This is a genomic window from Comamonas sp. lk, from assembly GCF_900564145.1.
GTDB lineage: Bacteria > Pseudomonadota > Gammaproteobacteria > Burkholderiales > Burkholderiaceae_C > Comamonas.
In genome coordinates this window covers 580,842-600,202 of the sequence record NZ_UOOB01000002.1, presented here as the reverse complement: position 1 = coordinate 600,202, position 19,361 = coordinate 580,842, and the positions used below count along the sequence as shown (strand labels likewise).

At 61.2% G+C, this 19,361-nt stretch carries 18 protein-coding genes; 13 read left to right on the top strand and 5 right to left on the bottom strand.

Translation table 11 applies throughout. The features are described 5' to 3' along the window. Positions 1–13: 13 nt before the first annotated feature. The gene (locus EAO39_RS21530) at positions 14–2,074 is read right to left on the bottom strand and encodes a molybdopterin oxidoreductase family protein (RefSeq protein WP_120971924.1); all 2,061 of its coding nucleotides are present in this window, start codon (positions 2,072–2,074) and stop codon (positions 14–16) included. A 221-nt stretch (positions 2,075–2,295) separates the two neighbouring features. Here EAO39_RS21530 and EAO39_RS21525 point away from each other — a divergent pair, with 221 nt between their 5' ends. Next, positions 2,296–3,507, top strand: a complete 1,212-nt coding sequence (locus EAO39_RS21525) for a M20 aminoacylase family protein (protein ID WP_120971712.1) — start codon at positions 2,296–2,298, stop codon at positions 3,505–3,507. Between the two features lie 76 nt (positions 3,508–3,583). Here EAO39_RS21525 and EAO39_RS21520 read toward each other — a convergent pair whose 3' ends face one another. Continuing rightward, positions 3,584–4,597, bottom strand: coding sequence for an AraC family transcriptional regulator (locus EAO39_RS21520; RefSeq protein WP_120971711.1), 1,014 nt, complete (start codon positions 4,595–4,597; stop codon positions 3,584–3,586). Positions 4,598–4,751: 154 nt separating this feature from the next. Here EAO39_RS21520 and EAO39_RS21515 point away from each other — a divergent pair, with 154 nt between their 5' ends. The 5 genes from EAO39_RS21515 (at position 4,752) to EAO39_RS21495 (ending at position 9,607) form a co-directional block, all read left to right on the top strand. Further along, positions 4,752–5,600 (top strand): TauD/TfdA family dioxygenase, encoded by an 849-nt coding sequence (locus EAO39_RS21515; protein WP_120971710.1) that lies wholly within the window; start codon positions 4,752–4,754, stop codon positions 5,598–5,600. A 43-nt stretch (positions 5,601–5,643) separates the two neighbouring features. Beyond that, complete coding sequence (locus EAO39_RS21510) at positions 5,644–6,702, top strand: 3-keto-5-aminohexanoate cleavage protein (protein ID WP_120971709.1); 1,059 nt, start codon at positions 5,644–5,646, stop codon at positions 6,700–6,702. Positions 6,703–6,725: 23 nt separating this feature from the next. Continuing rightward, positions 6,726–7,694 (top strand): tripartite tricarboxylate transporter substrate binding protein, encoded by a 969-nt coding sequence (locus tag EAO39_RS21505; protein WP_120971708.1) that lies wholly within the window; start codon positions 6,726–6,728, stop codon positions 7,692–7,694. Between the two features lie 314 nt (positions 7,695–8,008). Beyond that, complete coding sequence (locus EAO39_RS21500) at positions 8,009–9,124, top strand: porin (RefSeq protein WP_240467175.1); 1,116 nt, start codon at positions 8,009–8,011, stop codon at positions 9,122–9,124. A 228-nt stretch (positions 9,125–9,352) separates the two neighbouring features. Beyond that, positions 9,353–9,607, top strand: coding sequence for an acyl-CoA-binding protein (locus EAO39_RS21495; protein ID WP_120971706.1), 255 nt, complete (start codon positions 9,353–9,355; stop codon positions 9,605–9,607). 118 nt (positions 9,608–9,725) lie between these two features. Here EAO39_RS21495 and EAO39_RS21490 read toward each other — a convergent pair whose 3' ends face one another. After that, positions 9,726–10,730, bottom strand: a complete 1,005-nt coding sequence (locus EAO39_RS21490; protein ID WP_120971705.1) for a 2OG-Fe(II) oxygenase family protein — start codon at positions 10,728–10,730, stop codon at positions 9,726–9,728. Positions 10,731–10,841: 111 nt separating this feature from the next. Here EAO39_RS21490 and EAO39_RS22800 point away from each other — a divergent pair, with 111 nt between their 5' ends. The 6 genes from EAO39_RS22800 (at position 10,842) to EAO39_RS21465 (ending at position 15,551) form a co-directional block, all read left to right on the top strand. Then, the gene (locus EAO39_RS22800; protein WP_162989670.1) at positions 10,842–11,207 is read left to right on the top strand and encodes a hypothetical protein; all 366 of its coding nucleotides are present in this window, start codon (positions 10,842–10,844) and stop codon (positions 11,205–11,207) included. 21 nt (positions 11,208–11,228) lie between these two features. Beyond that, a complete protein-coding gene (locus EAO39_RS21485; protein WP_120971704.1) occupies positions 11,229–12,245 on the top strand; it encodes an ABC transporter substrate-binding protein in 1,017 nt (338 codons plus the stop codon). A gap of 12 nt (positions 12,246–12,257) precedes the next feature. Continuing rightward, positions 12,258–12,782 (top strand): nucleoside deaminase, encoded by a 525-nt coding sequence (locus EAO39_RS21480; protein WP_120971923.1) that lies wholly within the window; start codon positions 12,258–12,260, stop codon positions 12,780–12,782. Between the two features lie 39 nt (positions 12,783–12,821). Next, positions 12,822–13,850, top strand: a complete 1,029-nt coding sequence (locus tag EAO39_RS21475; protein WP_120971703.1) for an ABC transporter substrate-binding protein — start codon at positions 12,822–12,824, stop codon at positions 13,848–13,850. Positions 13,851–13,923: 73 nt separating this feature from the next. Continuing rightward, a complete protein-coding gene (locus EAO39_RS21470) occupies positions 13,924–14,772 on the top strand; it encodes an ABC transporter ATP-binding protein (RefSeq protein WP_120971702.1) in 849 nt (282 codons plus the stop codon). A gap of 11 nt (positions 14,773–14,783) precedes the next feature. Further along, entirely contained in the window at positions 14,784–15,551 is a 768-nt protein-coding gene (locus EAO39_RS21465) for an ABC transporter permease (protein ID WP_120971701.1), read from the top strand. 73 nt (positions 15,552–15,624) lie between these two features. Here the strand turns inward: EAO39_RS21465 and EAO39_RS21460 are convergent, their stop codons facing one another. Beyond that, a complete protein-coding gene (locus EAO39_RS21460) occupies positions 15,625–17,346 on the bottom strand; it encodes a phosphoethanolamine--lipid A transferase (RefSeq protein WP_120971700.1) in 1,722 nt (573 codons plus the stop codon). Positions 17,347–17,470: 124 nt separating this feature from the next. Continuing rightward, entirely contained in the window at positions 17,471–18,679 is a 1,209-nt protein-coding gene (locus EAO39_RS21455) for an aminopeptidase (protein ID WP_120971699.1), read from the bottom strand. Positions 18,680–18,710: 31 nt separating this feature from the next. Between EAO39_RS21455 and EAO39_RS21450 the strand changes: the two genes are divergently transcribed. Further along, positions 18,711–19,328: a hypothetical protein gene (locus EAO39_RS21450; RefSeq protein ID WP_120971698.1), complete on the top strand. Its 618-nt coding sequence runs from the start codon at positions 18,711–18,713 to the stop codon at positions 19,326–19,328. Positions 19,329–19,361 lie beyond the last annotated feature (33 nt).

Below are 19,361 nucleotides of genomic sequence, written 5' to 3'. Positions count from 1 at the left end.
AGCCTGACCCGCGTCAGGCACGCTGGACCTGGACGGCACAGTCGTAAAAGCAGGGGGCCCGGCCTATGTCGGTGAGCTGCTGGTGGGTCAGCTCGTTCACATTCGTGCCGTTCAGGCCCTGTTTGCGCCACCAGATGCCCAGCCCGACCACCACGCCGGGGCGCGCTCTGCCGTTGATGGCCGCGTGGCAGACATGTTCGCCCCGGGCGTTGAAGACGCGCAAGGTATCGCCATCGGCAATGCCGCGCGCGCTGGCATCGTCGGGGTGCAGCTCCAGCAGCGGCCGCTCTTCCATGCGCTGCAGGCTGGCCACGTTGGCAAAGGTGCTGTTGAGGAAGTTGCGCGCCGGCGGCGAGATCATGGCCAGTGGAAACTCGGCCGTGGGCGGCTCGTAATTGGGCAGGTAGTCGGGCAAGGTGTTGATGCCCAGCTTGGCCAGCCGGGGATTGTCGAACTCGCACTTGCCCGATGGCGTGGCAAAGCCGCCCCGCGCAAACGGCGCGTCGGGCAGCGGAATATGTGCGTAGCCGCGCTCCATTAATTCTTCAAAATCAATAGCTGTATGCGCAACTGCTGCGCGGCATAGCGCCTCATCTGATTCTGAAAAATGGGGCGTAGCAAAGGCCGGGTCAAGCCGGGCCATGTGGGCGGCCAGATCGCGAAAGATCTGGCCGTTGCTGCGCGCCTGGCCCTGGGGCGCAATGGCCGGGCGGTTGAGCAGCACATCGGTGTGGCCGTAGCTGCCGTGAATGTCCCAATGCTCGAGCTGGGTGGTGGCCGGCAGCACATAGTCGGCATGGTCGGCGGTGTCGGTCAGAAAATGCTCCAGCACTACGGTGAACAAGTCCTCGCGGGCAAAGCCTTGGGCCACTTTAGCCGATTCGGGTGCCACCGCCACGGGATTGCTGTTGTAGACCACCACCGCTTCGACCCTGGGGCCGAATTCGGCATTGCCGGGGTGCAGCAGCACATCGCCAATCTGGCTCATGTTCAGCGTGCGCGGGCGGCGCTCGCCCAGCAACTGGGGCATGTGCAGCTGTGGCCGGTTGAAAGGCGATACGCCGGAGCTGGACAGCAGCAGACCACCGGCGCGGTGGCGCCATGCGCCGATCAGGGCCGGCAGGCAGGCAATGGCGCGCACGGCATTGCCGCCACCGCGCACGCGCTGCATGCCGTAGTTCAGGCGGATGGCGGCGTGCTCGGTGGTGCCGTAGTCGCGTGCCAGAGAGCGAATCTGTTCCGCCGCCAGACCGCAGACAGCGGCTGCGCGCTCGGGCGTCCATTGCAGCGCTCTTTCTTTGAGAGCATCCCAGCCTTGTGTGTACTGGGCAATATAGTCTTCATCTAGCCAGTTGTTGACTATGAGTTCATGCATCAGCGCCAGGGCCAGCGCGGCATCGGTGCCCGGCAGCAGCTGCAGATGTTCATGGCATTTGTCGGCGGTCTCGCTTTTGCGCGGATCGATGCAGATCAGCTTGGCGCCATTGCGCTTGGCCTCCTGCGCATAGCGCCAGAAGTGCAGATTGCTGGCAATGGAGTTGCTGCCCCAGATCAGGATCAGCCGGCTTTCGGCAAAGAACTGCACGCGCATGCCCAGCTTGCCGCCATAGGTATGGGCCAGGGCTTCGCTGCCGGCGCTGGCGCAGATGGTGCGGTCCAGCAGGCTGGCGCCCAGCTGGTGAAAAAAGCGCCGGTCCATGCTCTCGCTTTGCACCATGCCCATGGTGCCGGCGTAGCTGTAGGGCAGTATGGCTTCGGGGTCGCGCTGAGCAATCGTGTGCAGGCGCTGGGCGATGTCGGCAAGCGCCTCATCCCAGCTGACGGGAACGAACTGGCCGCTGCCCTTGGGGCCGCTGCGCTTCAAAGGCTGCAGCACGCGATCGGCGTGATAGCTGCGCTCAGTGTACTTGCTGACTTTGGCGCAGAGCACGCCGCCGGTGTGCGGATGGGCGGTGTTGCCCTGCACCTTGATGGCAGCACCCTGGGACACCGTAGTCACCAGCGAGCAGGTATCGGGGCAGTCATGCGGGCAGGCGCCTATGACTTGAACGGGGGCGTCGGAGGAGTGAGGCATGGCGTGGGGCGATTGGCGGGCCGTCTCGGGTGGTTGGAGCCGGCTCATGGATTTTTTGCGCGCTTCATTATGCGGCGCTCAGCCCTGTCAGGGCGCAAAAAATGAGGCACCTTTTGTACGGTCGCGGCCAGGGCCTGAGGTCTCTTCGGCGCGGGTCGCAGCGTGGCGCACTTTGGGTCATGATGTGCTTGTTTACATTGACGATCTCAAGGAGAAAGCTCATGACATTGCTGCCAGAGCTTCAAGACAGCGCAGAGGCTATCAGCGCCTTGCGCCGCGACATTCATGCCCACCCTGAACTGTGTTTCGAGGAACTGCGAACTTCGGACCTGGTTGCCAACGCGTTGAGCGGCTGGGACATCCCCGTCCACCGCGGCCTGGGCAAGACCGGAGTGGTGGGCATCATCCACGGCCGCGATGGCGGGCAAAGCGGCAAGGCTCTGGGCCTGCGTGCCGACATGGATGCCCTGCCCATGCAGGAGTTCAACACCTTTGCCCATGCCAGCCAACATGCCGGAAAAATGCATGCCTGCGGCCATGACGGCCACACGGCCATGCTGCTGGCCGCAGCCCAGTATCTGGCGGCCCACCGCGACTCCTTTGACGGCACGGTCTACACCATCTTCCAGCCTGCGGAAGAGGGCGGCGGTGGTGCGCGCGAAATGGTCAAGGACGGCCTGTTTACCCAGTTCCCCATGCAAGCCGTGTTTGGCATGCACAACTGGCCGGGAATGAAGGCCGGCACCATGGCCGTGGGTGCCGGGCCGGCCATGGCTTCCAGCAACGAGTTCAAGATCGTGGTGCGCGGCAAGGGCGGTCATGCGGCCATGCCGCATATGGTGATTGACCCCGTGCCCGTGGCGGCTCAGCTCATCATGGCCTTCCAGACCATTGTCAGCCGCAACGTCAAGCCCATCGAGGCCGGCGTGATCTCCGTCACCATGGTCCACGCGGGCGAAGCCACCAATGTGGTGCCCGACAGCGTGGAGCTGCAGGGCACGGTACGCACCTTCACGCTCGAAGTGCTGGATCTGATCGAGCAGCGCATGAAGCAGGTCAGCGATGCCCTGTGCGCCGCCCATGGCGCGCAATGCGAATTCGAGTTTGTGCGCAACTACCCACCCACCATCAACACCGCCGCCGAGGCCGAATTTGCCCAGTCCGTGATGCGCGAGATGCTGGGCGATGAAGGCGTGTTGCCGCAGGAGCCATCCATGGGCGCGGAAGACTTTGCCTTCATGCTGCTGGAAAAGCCCGGAGCTTATTGCTTTATCGCCAATGGCGACGGCGACCACCGTGCCCTGGGGCATGGCGGTGGACCTTGCACCTTGCACAACCCCAGCTATGACTTCAACGACACGCTGATTCCGCTGGGTGGCACGTTCTGGGTAAAGCTGGCGCAGCGTTGGCTGGCCAATCCGACACGCAGCTGATTTTTGCGGCGACAGGCATTCTGTCGGAATGCCTGTCCCGATCAAGACGCCGCTGTCAGGTGCCTAGCGCCTGGATTTACCTGCCTGGTTTGCGCGGGGCAATATGTTTTTCGCGCCAGGTTTCGGGTGAGCAATCGAAGAGGGTGGTGAACCAGCGCGTAAAAGCGCTGTGGCTGTTGTAGCCCAACAGGTTGGCGATCTGACCGACCGAATAGTCAGGGTTGCGGACGTAGCGCTGCGCCAGCTCGTAACGGACTTCCACCAGCAGATCGCTGAAGCTGACTCCTTCGCTATCGAGTTCACGCTGCAGCGTTCGCACGCTGCGCCCCAGACCTTGAGCGACACAGGTGCAGGTGGCGCTTCCCGAAGGCAGCATGAGGTAAATGGCTTTGCGCACCCGCTGGGCTACGGTGACTTGTCTGCCTTGCTGGGTGGTGTCCACCATGGTCTTGGCATAGCGCACCAGCACCGGATCGGCCAGGGGGTTGGCCGCTTCCAGGTCTTCGGTGCGCAAGACAATGCCATCGAAGTCGGCATCAAACTCCACGGGGCAATGGAACAGCTGCTTGTGCAGGCTGGTGTCTCTGGGGGCGGCGTGGCTGAAACAAACGCGCTGAGGATGCCAGCGTTCGCGCAACAAGAACTCACAGGTGCGAAACAGCACGCCAATTGCCAGCTCCATGGACTGTGGGAAGTCATCGGGGACGGTGAATTCCTCTCTCAACACCACGACACCGTTCACATCTTCCATGTGAACCAGCAGCGATTCATTGAGCAGATGAGAATGCTCGATCAGCGAGCTCAGCACCGTGCGCAGTGTGGGCTGATGCAACAGCAGCAGACTCACCACGCCGAAGTTGGAGACCTGTCGCGATTGCGCCATGCGCAGGCCAAAGTTTGTGCAGCCCGTGGTTTTTGCAGCGTCTTCCAGCAGGCGCCCGGTGAGCTGCACATCGATCAACTGGTCTTGCTCGCGCACCAGGGCCGGGCGCAGTCCCACGCGGCGCATAGCAGCATCCGGGTCTCCTCCAAGTGCACTGAAGAGTTCGGAAAAATTAGTCAGAGACGCGGCACGTACCAAATTGACCATGGCTGCTCCACAAAAAGGGCAGCGGGATTCTGGCATGAGATGCACAGCAGGCGGCATGAAATGCACAACCTATGTGACACAGGTTTTCTACATTGGAATGACCGGGCGGCGCAGTCTGCGAAAAAGCCCGGATTTAAAAGTGTAGGAGACAGTTATGCGGATAAACCCTCTGACCTGTGCCCTTGGTGCAGAGCTGCTTGGTGTGCAACTGGCGGATGCGGTGCACGATGACGAACTTTTTTCGGAAATCAGGACGCAGCTGCTCAAGCACAAAGTGCTGTTTCTGCGTGCGCAAAACATCAGTCCCGCAGAACATGTGGCTTTCGCCCGTCACTTCGGTGAACTAGAGGACCATCCGGTCGTCGGTAGCGACCCTGAACACCCGGGTCTGGTACAGATCTACAAAACGCCGGACAAGCCCGTCGACCGGTACGAAAACTCCTGGCACTGCGATGCGACCTGGCGGGAGATTCCTCCCATGGGCTGCGTGCTGCGCTGCATTGAATGCCCACCGGTGGGCGGCGACACCATGTGGGCCAATATGGCCTTGGCCTACCAGATGCTGCCTCAGCACATCAAGGAGGTGATTGAGCCGCTGCGCGCCCGTCACAGCATCGAGTGCACCTTTGGTGCCGCCATGCCGCTGGAAAAGCGCCTGGCCCTCAAGGCCCAGTACCCCGATGCGGAGCATCCCGTGGTGCGCACCCATCCCGAAACGGGCGAAAAAATTCTTTTCGTCAGCGGCTTCACCACCCATTTCACGAACTTCCACACGCCATCGAATGTGCGTGTGGGTCAGGACTTCACGCAAGGCGGCTCCAGTTTGCTGCAGTACCTGATCAACCAGGCCTCGATTCCTGAATATCAGGTGCGCTGGCGCTGGGAGCCCAACAGCATTGCCATCTGGGACAACCGGGCCACGCAGCACTACGCCGTCATGGACTACCCGGCATGCCATCGAAAGATGGATCGCGCCGGAATCATTGGCACCCCCACGTACTGAGTTCGATACCGCGCTTTTCATTCATAACAACGGAGACAACACCATGAACTTTCTCGACGGCCACCTCTTCCCCGAAAATCAGCAGCCGCTGATCATCACCGCCGCGCCCTATGCGCCATCGTGGGTCCCGTCCGACTTTCCGGGAGAAATCCCGGTCACGATGGAGGACCAGATCCAGAAAGCGGTGGACTGCTACAACGCCGGCGCCACGGTGCTTCACCTGCATGTGCGCGAACTCGACGGCAGGGGCAGCAAGCGGCTGTCCAAGTTCAACGAGCTGATCGCCGGTGTGCGTGCCCGCGTGCCCGAGATGATCATCCAGGTCGGCGGCTCCATCAGCTTTGCCCCCGAGACCGACGGTGCCGCCGCCAAGTGGCTGTCCGACGACACCCGCCACATGCTGGCCGAGCTGGATCCCAAGCCCGACCAGGTGACGGTGACCGTCAACACCTCGCAGATGAACTTCCTGGAGCAGTTCGACCAGCGCGACATCGAGGGCACCTCCGCGGAAGACCCTGTCGTCTACAACGCCTACAAGGAGATGACCGTGCCCGCGCAGCCCGGCTGGGTCGAGGAGCACATCCGCCGCCTTACGGCCGCGGGCATTCAGAGCGAGTTCCAGTGCTACAACATCAACAGCTTCGAGTCGGTCGAGCGGCTGATGCGCCGCGGCATCTACAAGGGCCCGCTGGTCATGAACTGGGTGGCCATCGGCGGCGGCATGGATGCGCCCAGCGTCTACAGCCTGGCCAACTTCATGCGCGCCGTGCCCGATGGCGCGGTGGTGACGGTTGAAAGCAATACGCTCAACGTGCTGCCGGTGAACATGATGGGCATTGCCATGGGCCTGCACGTGCGCACCGGCACCGAGGACAACCTGTGGAATCAGACCCGCACCGAAAAAATGGGCACGGTGGCACAGATCGAGCAGCTGGTGCGCTTCTCGCGCGACTTCGGGCGCCCTATCGCGACGGCCAAGCAGGCGCGCGAGATGTGCCAGATCGGCGTGTTCTACGACAGCGTGGAAGAGACGCTGGAGAAGAACGGCTTTGCCCCCAACCGCAACGGCGGCCAGCAAGGCTTTTTGCGCAAGGTCGCCTGAGAGCGTAGGCACAGGAGCACACCATGAAACGTATTGCAGTTTTTCTACCCATTGCCCTGGCCGCCGCTTTGCAGGCCGGAGGCGCCATGGCGTTCACCGACAAGCCCGTCAAACTGATTGTTCCCGCTCCGCCAGGCGGCACGATCGATGTGTTTGCCCGCATCATCAGCGACCAGTTGGCACTGGAGATCAAGCAGCCGGTCATTGTCGAGAATCGGCCGGGTGCCGGTGGTGCTCTGGCCGTCAAATACATGTTGTCGCAGCCGGCCGACGGCAATACCTTGCTGGTCACGGTGACCAATACTTTTACCGAGGTGCCGCATGTGCTCAAAGGCGGCTTTGATCCCATGAAGGACGTCAAGCCGGTCTCGCAGATGGCGCGCTCCATCATGGTGTTCATTGCGTCGCCGCAGTTCCCGGCCAAGGAGGCCAAGGAAGCCATTGCCTATGTGAAGGCCCATCCGGGCCAGGTATCGTTCGCCTCTTACAGCCAGGGAACGACATCGCAGTATGCTGGCGTGATCCTGAATCAGAAGGCGGGGCTGGACATGCAGCACATCCCGTTTCCAGGTTCTGCGCCGGCCTTGGCGCAAATCATGGGCAATCAGATTCCGTTGATGTTCGACGGATCGGTCACTTCCAAGCCCTTGATTGCCGGCGGCAAGGTGAAGCTGCTGGCCGTGGGCTACAAAACCCGTTGGGCCGATTTCCCGAATGTGCCGACCATGGCTGAGCTGGGCTACCCCGAGGTGGATTTCAGCAACTGGTCCGGCGTGTATGTCTCGGCCAAGACACCACAGCCGCTGATGGAGAAGATCCATGCCACGATGCAAAAAATCAATGCCAGTCAGACCGTGCAGGCGCGGTATCAGTCCACCGGCTTTGAGCCCATTCATCAAGCACGTTCGCTGGAGCAGCTTTCCACCGATCTACGTGCGGAGTTCGATCGCAACGGCGAAATCGTCAAGACCTATGGCATCAAGCTGAACTGAGTCCTCGCATGACGGTGGCCGGTCGCATCTGAATTTCGGGTGCGACCGGTTTTTCTTTGAGCGCATCAGAGATCGTCAACACGTTCCTAGGGATTTCACCGTGGGTCTCTGGCACCAAATGCGCAGCCGCTGGCATCAACTGCACAAGGCTGGAAGTCTTACTTTTTTAGAGTGGGTTCGCGGATCAAAGCCGCAATTTCATAACGAAAGGAGACCCAGTCGTGCCCCGATTTCCTCTGTGTTTTTTTAGTCTTTGTGCGTTGTCTGCTGCTACGGCGGCCAGCGCGCAATCCTCCGTCACTTTGTTTGGGGTGATGGATGCCGGTATCAGCCGTTATAGCGTGCACAGCAATGCCTGGGATGGTTCGGGCCGTACCGCAAGCCAGAGTGTCTGGGCGCTGTCACCCTCTGGCAATCTGGCCAGCCGGATCGGCATTCGTGCCGTCGAAGACCTGGGCGGTGGCAGCTCTGCCAGCATGTGGCTGGAAGCTCCGGTAACCAACGACACCGGCGGCGGCGCACTGAACTTTGGCCGCCGCTCCACGGTCAGCATGACGAGTCAACAATGGGGTGAAGTCCGTCTGGGGCGCGACCATACGCCCTCATTTTTGAATGACTGGGCATTTGACCCATTCAACGTCAACGGCGTGGGCGTGAACCTGATTGCCGTGGTGAGCAGCAATCTGGCCATCGGCCGTGCGTTGGGCACACAGACTACCGGTACGCTGACCGAGCGACTGTTGGGCGGTGGTTTGTCGGCGGGTACTGACAGTTATCTGCGTGCCAGCAACACCATTGGCTACCATCTTCCGCAAGGCCTGGGTGGCGTGTATGGGCAGCTGATGTATGCCTTTCCAGAGAACACCTCCAAGCGCGGCCGCTATGCCGGCGGCCGCATTGGCTGGGCACAAGGTCCTACCGATGTAGCGCTGGGCTACGGCGAGAGCATGTTGGGTACCTTCAACGGGCGCAAGGAAACCATCAAATCGCTGAACCTGGGGGGCTCGTATAACTTCGGCCCGGTCAAAGTTTTGGGTGAATGGTCTCAGGTGCGCAATGCACGCAGCGATGTGGCGGCCACCGACCGCTATGACGGACTGCTGGCCGGTGTGCAGGTTCCTGTGGGCAATCACCAGCTGCGTGCCTCTGTGGCCCGCGTGCAGTTCAAAAACGGCCAAGGCACGGGCGACGCATCGGTCAACAAATTGGCGTTGGGCTATGTGCACAACCTGTCCAAGAGCACGGCGCTGTACACCTCTGTCTCCCGCATCAGCGTGAGCAATGGAAGCAACAATCCCGGCATCATCGGCGCGACGCCACTGGCAGTCAGCAGCGCGCTGATCATGCCGCAACCGAGCTACAGCACCAGCCCCGGCATGCAGCCGCGCAGTGCAATGGGATTTGACTTCGGCCTGCGCATGATTTTCTGAACGTTCTTATCGGCAATGCTCTGCAGACTGCCGCGCAGTGAAATAGGGCGCTCATACCCTGCGGGGTAGTCTGCTGAAAAATGGTGATTCAAGGTGGGTTGGGCTGGCCGGCGAGGGCCAGCCCTTTTTTCCTTTTGAGGTGACTTACAAATAAAAAAGAACGATCGTTCTAATTCAAAGAGTTTTTCGCTACACTGATCCAAATTCTTAAAGCCCAGGAGACTCTACATGTCCGATCTCAACGCCACTTTCGAGGCTGCAGTCAAAAACTCCACCTCGATCAGCGAGCGCCCAGACAACGCTACGCTGCTCAAGATCTATGCGCTGTACAAGCAGGCCACCGAAGGCGACAACGAGGCCAAGAAGCCCAGCTTTACCGACATGGTGGGACGTGCCAAGTGGGATGCCTGGGAAAAGCTCAAAGACACGACTTCTGACGAAGCCAAGCAGCTCTACATTGACCTGATCGAGTCGCTGCGCTGATTCGCTCCAGCCGCAATCGCAAGCAAGACCCCGGATTCCGGGGTCTTGTTGTTTCAACGCCCGCATAGGCTCAAGACCGGGGTGTTGAAACGGGTGCGGCGTTGCCGCTCAGGGCGGATCAATACTTGTTCGAGAAATTGGCGCTGATGCGCTGACGCAGATACTCCGCCCCCGTGATGAGCGGATATTTTTTGCCCGGGCCTTCGATGAGCGCGTCCTCATTGGCCTGGCAGAAGAAAGCCAGGCTGTAGCGTGCGCCCTGGTACTCATGGGGCAGAGGGTTGCGCACGCGGTGGAAGTTGCTGGGCAGCTGGTCGTCGCTCCAGCGGGTCAGCATATCGCCGATATTGCAGGTGATCACGCCTTCCACCGGGTCTACCGGCGTCCATTGCTCGGATGCAGCATCCTTGCCGGGCAGCACCTGCAGTCCACCCTGACCTGCGCGCTGAAATAGCAGCGTGAGGCAATCAAAGTCGGTATGCGCCCCGGCGCGCCACAGACCTACTTCGTGCTTGAGCGCGGGGTCTGTCGCAAAGTAATGCAGCATGCGCAGCGTGCTCTGGTAGCCGGGCAGCTCCGGGTTGTGCGCGCGGGTGAAAAATTCGGCATCAAAACCCAGCTTGTAGGCAAAGCAGGAAAGCAGCTTCATGCCCACCTGCCAGCACTGGCGTTCAAAGTTCAAGGTGGCTTGCTTGAAGCCCGGCAGTTCCTCCTCTCGAGGCCACAGGCCTTCCATGCGCGGGCGGGTGACCTGGTAGGACTCCTTCTGGTCTGGCGTGCGGGTGGAAGGGCGAATCTGGGCCTTGTGCTCCCAGCCCGAGTTGCGTGTCAGCGGCCACCGGGCCTTGGTCTCACGCGGCAGGTCAAAGAACTGCTCGGCTCTGTGGAAAGCAGCGCTGACATCGTCCGGCGCAATGCCGTGGCCAGAGACCTGAAAGAAGCCAATCTCTACCGAAGCAGCCCAGAGCGCTTCGGCGATTTCGGCCTTGCGATGCTCGAAGTCGGAGATGTCGATCACGCGCACTTCACGAGCGCGGGTCTCCATGCCTTGTCCGCCCATGCGGGACTCCTTGTCCAGTTCGCCAAGGCTGTAGGGGGTGTGGTGAAGGGTGTGGCTTGTCATGAGTCGTTCACTTGCAATGGCTTCAGAAACCCGCCAGTGCAGCGTCGTGGTTCCTGAAGTGATGGATAAGGCTACGCTGCGCCCAGGGCGCCGGTACCCACTTCAAGAGCAATGACCCGCGAAGCCGGTTGGGGCTTCGTGCTGAACGCTTCTACTCTCAATTTCAGTGCAGCAAACGCCGTGCCAGCATGGCTTGCGGGCAGGACGCGCTTGATCCGAGGTGTCTTGCTTCAATCTGGTGCGAAACGCCTGCATGAATGCATGCAGGCGTTGCGCGCACTGCACCGCCTTGAAGCATGCGTACCGGGCTTGCTAGTGAAAAACCACGCCGAACAACAGCCGCCAAAAAGCAGGCACGCCAATTGCTTTGATGATGAACGAGTAGAAGCGTTCAGCCTGTGTCTTGCCGTAATGCACAGCGCCCGGAAATTGCTCATGTCCTGCCAGTCGCAGCTTCTTGCCTGGCTTTATCGCTGATAGAGACCTGAGAGTTCCACCATGCAACGTCGCCATTTCCTCGCCGCCTTACCTGTTTGTGCCGCTCCCTGGGTGCATGCCCAGGGCAGGTCGCTGACACCGCTCAAGTTCACGCTGGACTTTCGCGTCACCGGTCAGACCGCACCGTTTTTTCTGGCGCAGCAAAAAGGCTATTACCGCGACGAAGGGCTGGATGTGAGCCTGGATGTGGGCTCGGGATCGGTGGCTTCGATCACCCGGATTGCCAGTGGCGCTTACCAGCTGGGTCTGGGCGATATCAGCTCGCTGATCGAGTTCAATGCGCAGAACGCCGGCGCGCCTCGCGTGCAGGCCGTCTACCAGTACTACAACCGTGCGCCCTTCGTCATCATCGGCCGCAAGGACAGAGGCGTGACCACGGACTTTCAAAGTCTCAAGGGCAAGAAGGTGGCCGCAGCGGCGGTGGAGTCCACGCGCCGCGCCTGGCCCATGGTGGCACGCAACAAGCAGCTGCCGGTAGATCTGTTTTCCTGGTCCACCACCGAGTTTTCTGCACGCGACAACGTCATGGTGCGCGGCGATGTGGATGCCGCCACGTATTTCCACGATTCGGCCCTGTCGCTGTTCGCCCGCATCAAGCCCGAGGAGCTTTCCATACTGCGCTACACCGATGCTGGCGTGCAGCTCTATGGCAATGCCATTCTGGCTTCCACCGGGTTGATTGCCGAAAAGCCGGAAGTGGTGGCCGCCTTTTTGCGCGCCACCAACCGCGCGATTGTGGAGAGCTTTGCCAACCCGGCGGCAGCCATTGCCGCCACCCGTCAGCGCGAGCCGATTCTGGATGAAAAGCTGGAGCTGGCGCGCTGGGCGATTACCGCCCAGTACGTGGGCGCGGCCGATACCCAAAGCCATGGACTTGGGGACTTCAGCAAGCGCTTGCTGGAGCAGCAGGTCGACAGCGTGGTGGAGACTTTTGCGCTCAAGTCCCAGTCTTCGGCCGATGCCTTGTTCAACCGCAGCATGCTGCCCGCCAAGGCGGCGCGCATGCTCAAGGCCTGAGTGAGCAGCGCCATGTCTGTGTCCGCCACTTTGCCTTCTCCGCTGCCTGCACCTCAGGCGCTCAACGAAACCGACGGCCGTTATCTGCGCCAGGCCATTGCCCTGGCCGACCGTGCTCGCGTGCGCGGCAATCGCCCCTTTGGTGCGCTGATCGTGGATGCCCAAGGCGTGGTGCTGGCCGAGGCCAGCAATGCCAACGGCGAAAGCGGCGACTGCACGGCCCATGCCGAGCTGTCGGCCATACGCCTGGCCAGCCCGCAGCATTCCCGCCAGGCACTGGCGTCTGCCACCTTGTATTCGTCGGCCGAGCCCTGCGTGATGTGCGCGGGTGCCATTTTCTGGTCGGCCATAGGGCGGGTGATTTACGGCATCGATGCCGAGCGCCTGCGCGTGTTTCGCGGCGAGCGGCTGGACCAGAAGGATGCCGAGCTGTCCTGCCGCGACGTGTTCGGCCGTTCCTCGCACGCCATCGAATGCATAGGCCCGGCCCTGATCGACGAGGCCAGCGCCTCGCATCAAGGCGCCTGGAAAGCCTGAGAACCCCACCGGATTGATTTACAGAGAGGAGAAGCCACCATGACAAGCAAACGACTGTTTCTGCAAACCGCTCTTGCCCTGGGCGCCTACGCCAGCGCCACTGCCGCGTTTGCGGCCACGCCCATCAAGTTCCAGCTGGACTGGCGCTTTGAAGGCCCGTCCGCACTGTTTCTCCAGCCTGCCGCTCAGGGCTATTTTCAGGCGGCCGGTCTGAACGTGACGATCGATGCGGGTAGCGGCTCGGGTGGCGCCATCCAGCGCGTGGCGTCCGGCTCCTATGACATGGGCTTTGCCGATCTGGCGGCGCTGATGGAGTTTCAGGCCAACAACCCGGATATGAAGGAAAAGCCCGTGGCCGTGATGATGGTCTACAACAACACGCCGGCCTCGGTGATGGCGCTCAGGAAAAGCGGTATCGCCAAGCCCGCCGACCTGAGCGGCAAGAAGCTGGGTGCGCCGGTGTTTGATGCGGGTCGTCGCGGCTTTCCCCTGTTTGCCAAGGCCAACCAGGTGGGCGAAGTGCAGTGGACCAGCATGGACCCGCCGCTGCGCGAGACCATGCTGGTGCGCGGCGATATAGATGCCATCACGGGCTTTACCTTCACCTCGCTGCTGAACCTGGAGACGCGCGGCGTCAAGGCCTCCGACGTGGTGGTGCTGCCATTTGCCGACAACGGCGTCAAGCTCTACGGCAACGCCATCATCGCCAGCCCCAAGCTGGTCAAGGAGAACCCCGAGGCGATCAAGGCTTTCCTGCAAGCCTTCACCAAGGGCGTCAAGGAAGTCATAGCCCATCCTGCCGCTTCGATCGCGCATGTGAAAGCGCGTGACGGCATCGTCAACAGCCAGCTGGAGGGTCGCCGGCTGCAGCTGGCCATAGACACCGTGATCAACACCGCCGATGCGCGCGCCGAAGGCTTTGGCCAGATCGCTCCCACACGCCTGGCGCTGATGGCCTCCCAGGTCTCGGATGTGTATGGAACCAAGACGCGTGTGAATCCGCAGACCGTGTGGAACGGCAGCTTTCTGCCCTCGGCCGCCGAGCTCAACGTGCTGCCAAAGAAGTGAGATCTGCGTTCTATTTGCTTTTGATTTGATAGCTGATGGCGCTTGATTTATAGGCGCTACAGCCAGTTTTAGTATGAAACCATCACTCTCGGATACCGACGCGCCCTTTGTGGAGTTCAAGGACGTCTGGCTGGCCTACAACGAGCAATTGCTGCAGGCCAATCACTTTGCGGTGGAGGCCATCGATCTGCAGGTCCAACGTGGCGAGTTCATTGCCATCGTCGGCCCCTCGGGTTGCGGCAAGTCCACCTTCATGAAACTCACCACCGGGCTGAAGATGCCCTCCATGGGCCGCATCACGGTCGATGGCCAGCGCGTCACCGGGCCGCTCAAGATCTCGGGCATGGCGTTTCAGTCCTCGTCGCTGCTGCCCTGGCGCACCACGCTGGATAACGTGCTGCTGCCGCTGGAAATCGTGGAGCCGCACCGCTCGCAGTTCAAGCAAAAGCGCAAGGAATACGAAGCCCGCGCCGTGGCCTTGCTGGCCAAGGTGGGGCTGGCCGGGTACGAGAACAAGTTTCCCTGGCAGCTGTCGGGCGGCATGCAGCAGCGGGCCAGCATTTGCCGGGCCCTGATTCATGAGCCGCAGATGCTGCTGCTCGACGAGCCTTTTGGTGCACTGGATGCCTTCACGCGCGAGGAGCTGTGGTGCATTTTGCGAGACCTGCAGGCCGAGCAGAAGTTCAATGTGATCCTGGTCACCCACGATCTGCGCGAAAGCGTTTTTCTGGCCGACACCGTGTATGTGATGAGCAAGAGTCCCGGCCGCTTTGTGGTGCGCCGAGACATCGAACTGCCCCGGCCGCGAGACCTGGAAGTGACCTATTCCAGCGAATTCTCGGACATCGTCTATGAGCTGCGCGGCCACATCGGTGCCTTGCGCAAAAACACCGCCGCCGCCGGCGCTGTCATCAACCAATAAGGAAAGCTTTCATGCACGGAAAAACCGCAGAACGCTGGGCACCCTGGGTGCTTTTGCTGCTGATCGTTCTGCTCTGGCAGGTGGTCTGCTCGGCGTTCGAGATTTCTGAATTCATCTTCCCCAGTCCCTGGGCCATAGGCCATCAGCTGGTGGAGTTTGGCTCCATCATCGCCGTCCATGCCTGGCGCACTTACTGGGTGACCATGGCCGGTTTTGGTCTGGCGATTGTGGTGGGTGTGCTGCTGGGCTTTCTGATCGGCTCTTCGCGTCTGGCCTACGCGGCCTTCTATCCGCTGATGACGGCTTTCAATGCCTTGCCCAAGGCGGCTTTTGTGCCGATTCTGGTGGTCTGGTTCGGCATTGGTGCGGGGCCGGCGATTTTGACGGCGTTTCTGATCAGCTTTTTCCCCATCATGGTCAACATCGCCACCGGTCTGGCCACGCTGGAGCCCGAGCTGGAAGATGTGTTGCGCGTGCTGGGGGCCAAGCGCTGGGATGTGCTGATCAAGGTGGGCTTGCCGCGTTCCATGCCGTATTTTTACGGCTCGCTCAAGGTGGCCATCACCCTGGCTTTTGTGGGCACGACCGTCAGCGAGATGACGGCAGCCAACGAGGGCATCGGCTATCTGCTGGTCTCCGCCGGTTCGTCCATGCAGATGGGGTTGGCGTTTGCCGGCCTGCTGGTGGTGGGCGCCATGGCCATGGTGATGTATGAGCTGTTCAATGCCGTGGAAAAACGCACCACGGGCTGGGCACGCAGAGGCTCACAAGGCGAGTAAGAACTGCCGCCTGTCTTGGGGCGAAAAAGAGGCCTGCCGGATGTTCAATCCGGCAGGCCTCTTTTCATCATTTTCAACCGGCGTTTCGGCAGGCGGCCATGGCATCCAGCGGCTTTTGGTAGCTGGGGCTTTGCACATCCATCAGGCCCAGCACCGTGTGATACAGGTTGTCGTGCGAGACCGCCTGATCCAGTCCCTTGCGCAGGCAGGCTTGCGAGATCTGGGTGCGCGCGCCCAGGCCATGGCTCTCGCCCAGCCAGGCAATCATGGGCACATGCTTTTGCTCGTTGGGCGCCATGGCATAGGGCATGCCGTGCAGATAAATACCCATCTCGCCCAGCGATTCGCCATGGTCGGACATGTAGAACAGGCCGGTCTGGTACTGGCTTTGGCGGGTCTTGAGCCAGTCTATGGTCTGCGCCAGAAAGTGATCGGTGTAGCGTATGGAGTTGTCATAGGCATTGATCACGGTTTGCTGTGCGCAGCTGGAGAGCGCATTGGTGTCGCACTCGGGCTTGAAGAGCTTGGTCTCGGCCGTGGCACGCTTGTAGTAGGCCGGGCCGTGGCTGCCCATCTGGTGCATGACCAGCACCACGCCCTTGGCGCGGCGCTCGGGGTTCAGCTGGGCGATGCGTTCGTCCAGACCGCTGAGCAAGATGCCGTCCAGGCATTCGCCATCGCTGCTGCACAGGGCTTTGCCGTCGGGGGTACTCACGCGATCGGCGGTGCTGGCATTCGGTATGCGTTGGCACACGCCTTTGCAGCCCGCCTGGTTGTCCACCCACAGCACGGCTAGGCCTGCGGCCTGCAGCACATCGAGCAGATTGTCGTGATCTTCCTTGGCGGCGTAGAAGGCCTCGCGCCCCAGGCTGGAGAACATGCAGGGCACGGATTCGCGGGTACTGGTGCCGCAGGAAGTTGCGTTGCGCCAGCTCAGCACATTGCGCTGGGCCAGATCGGGATTGGTCTGACGGGCATAGCCGTTGAGGCTGAAGTTGGCCGAGCGGGCCGTCTCACCCACCACCAGAACGAAGAGCGGGGGCTTGTTGCCCGCCTGTGCATAGCTGGCGCCCAGGGCCACGCCGCCGGTAATGCTCTTGAAGGGGCGGGGTTTGTGCAGCAAAGGCTTGAGTCCTGCATCCACCGTGGCCAGCACCGGATTCACGGGGTTGAACATGAAACGCAGCCACAGATTGTTGCGCACCACCGGGGCCAGTTCCCGGTAGGAGATGAAGACGCTGCCCGCCAGCAAGGCTGCAGACGTCAAGGCCAGCACCAGGGTACGCATCAGAGTGCGGCCCGCAGTCCGGCTGCTGCGTATGGGTTGCTTGTACAGCCACAGCGCCGGAAGACCCACGATCACGGCAATCTGCAGCAGCAATTTGGGGTTGAACAGGTCGGCACTCTCGCGGACGTCGGTCTGCACAATGTTGTTGATCATGCCCCGGTCCATGATGGTGCCGTACTCCACCATGAAGTATTGGGAGCAGGCGGCAATCAGCAGCAACAGCAGCCAGACCGGCTTCATCCAGCGCGGCCAGGCCGTCAGGCTCAAGAGCAGCGAGGTGGCAAAAAACACCAGCGGCAGGGCGCGAAGAGCCAGCACGGCAAGGCTGCCGTTGTAGCCATCCAGCGTGGGCAGGCGCAGCCAGAGCGCCCAGTTGGCGGTCAAGGTGATCCAGGCTGACAGCAGCAGGACCACGGTTTGGGGAGAAAGCGCACGACGCTCCGCAGTCGGAGATGACGGAAGCGAGCTGGCGTGTGTGAAGTGGGGAGCAGGATAGGGCCGGGACATTGATGCGAAGCCTAAATTTGCTTTCTTAAGAGCATCTGAAGCGCGGCCCGAAGTGCTCTTCCCTGGCAGCGCACGCTTCATTGCAGAATGTTGGATTCTGAAACATTCACGCGCGCTTGTTTTTTCAGCAATCTAGGTGTTTTCCCGTGCCGCGAGGTAGGTATTGGCACAGCTGCTCATGGCGCTGCTCTGGCGGTAGTTCTGCCAGCCGGCCTACCTGTGCATAAAACGCCTGCCAGCCTTGCTCTGGCGATATGGCCTGCGCTTGCGTCTGCTGCCATAGCGCGGTGAAAGCGGGAACCCAGTCGTCGTAGGCCGCCAGGGCGCCAAAGCTGGCATTGTTGGCATTGCGCACCCAGTCATCGCTTTGCTGCAGGCGCTGCAGATAGGTCTCGCGCAGGGCCGGCGTGGTCAGCAGAGGCTGGTCCTGGCCCAGCCATTGGGCGCGCAACAGGGCATATTTCTGGCGAAAGCTTGAAAATTCTTCTGTTTTCATAGCTTCCAGCGCTTGTGCATCAATCGCTTGAGCCTTGTTTTGCTGGTAAATGTTCAGCAAGGCCTGGCGGGTCTGCAACGTCAGCGCCTGCCACTGCTGTCTGCGTGCCTGGGCTTGCTGCCAGCGCTTTTGGGTGGTCGCGCTGGCATGGCCTTCCAGCCACAGCGGCGTGCCGATTTTCTCCACCGTGCTGGCAAAGGACTCATTGAAAGCCGTGTCATCGGCCACATACAGCAGCTGATGTGCCAGCTCGTGAAACAGCAGGCCGGCGAAGTCGCCTTCCTGCCAGTTCACAAAGGTGCTCAGCAGCGGATCGCCGCCCAGCCAGTTCAGATAGCCCAGCGTGGAATAGGCGGGAACGCCATAGACATTGACTTCCAGGCCCTGGCGGGCCAGCTCGTCGGCCTGGGCCCTGGCATCGGCCGGGTCGAAATAGCCTCTATACCCCACGCAACCGGCTATGGGAAAGCACCAGCGGTGCAGCTCCAGACTGTCGACCGGTGCCGCCACCACATTCCATACCGCGTGGCTGCGCTGCAGCGCGGCATAGCGGGTGTAGCTGCTGTTGCGGGGCAGTTGCAGCGTGTCGCTGGCAAACTCGCGCATCTTCTGTGCCGCTTGCAGGCGCTGGCGCAGGGCCGGCGCCAGGTCCTCTTGCTGCAGCCAGTCGGGTATGGGCTGGGCAGCATGCATGATCTGCACCTGGCCGCGAAAGCCCTGCCAGTAAAAGCCCAGACTGGAGCAACCGCCCAGTGTCAGCGTGAATACCAGCATCGCGACAAACACGACCAGACCACCCAAGCCGGTGCGGCTGACTACACTCTGGTCTTTGCGCATCGCAACTGCCTACCTTTTTGATTTTTGCTTCATGGATTTTTTAACGCTTCTCATCATTTTGACCTCTGTACTGTATCTGCTCAAAAAGCAGGAGCAACGCCGCAACACGCAGCTGCTGGCGCAGCAGCTGGGGCGTTTTCAGATCGAAAAGCTCATGGGCTCTTTAATGGAGGGCTATCTGCGCGCCGTAGGCGAACAGGACCTGCAGCGCCGAGCCCAGGTCTGGACGGTGCTGGAGAGCACGGAAAGCAGCTTGGTTTCGCAGTTTCAGCGTTTTGCCGACGAGTTTGCCCAGCTGCCGCCGGAGCAGACCCGCGTCTCCACCCTGCCGCTGGCCCTGCCGTATATGGACAAGCTTTTTCCCGCAGCCACCATGGATGTGCGCGCTGCCATGCAGCTGCATGCCAAGGCGGTAGCCGCTGCTGCCATGCGTGACGGCATGGATGACGAAGAGCGCAAGCGCCAGGCCTTCACCATGACGGCCGAGCTCATGCTGATGCAACACACTTGCCACTGGTTCTGCAAGAGCCGTACCGTGGCCTCCATGCGCCTGATTGCACGCCACAAAACTTCGTATGAACAGGTGCTGCAATCGGTGGCTGCCAACACGCGCCAGGCCTATCAGCAGCTCGCCGGCATACGCAGCTGAGCGGGCAGCGACGGGGCCTTGATGCGGCCTTCT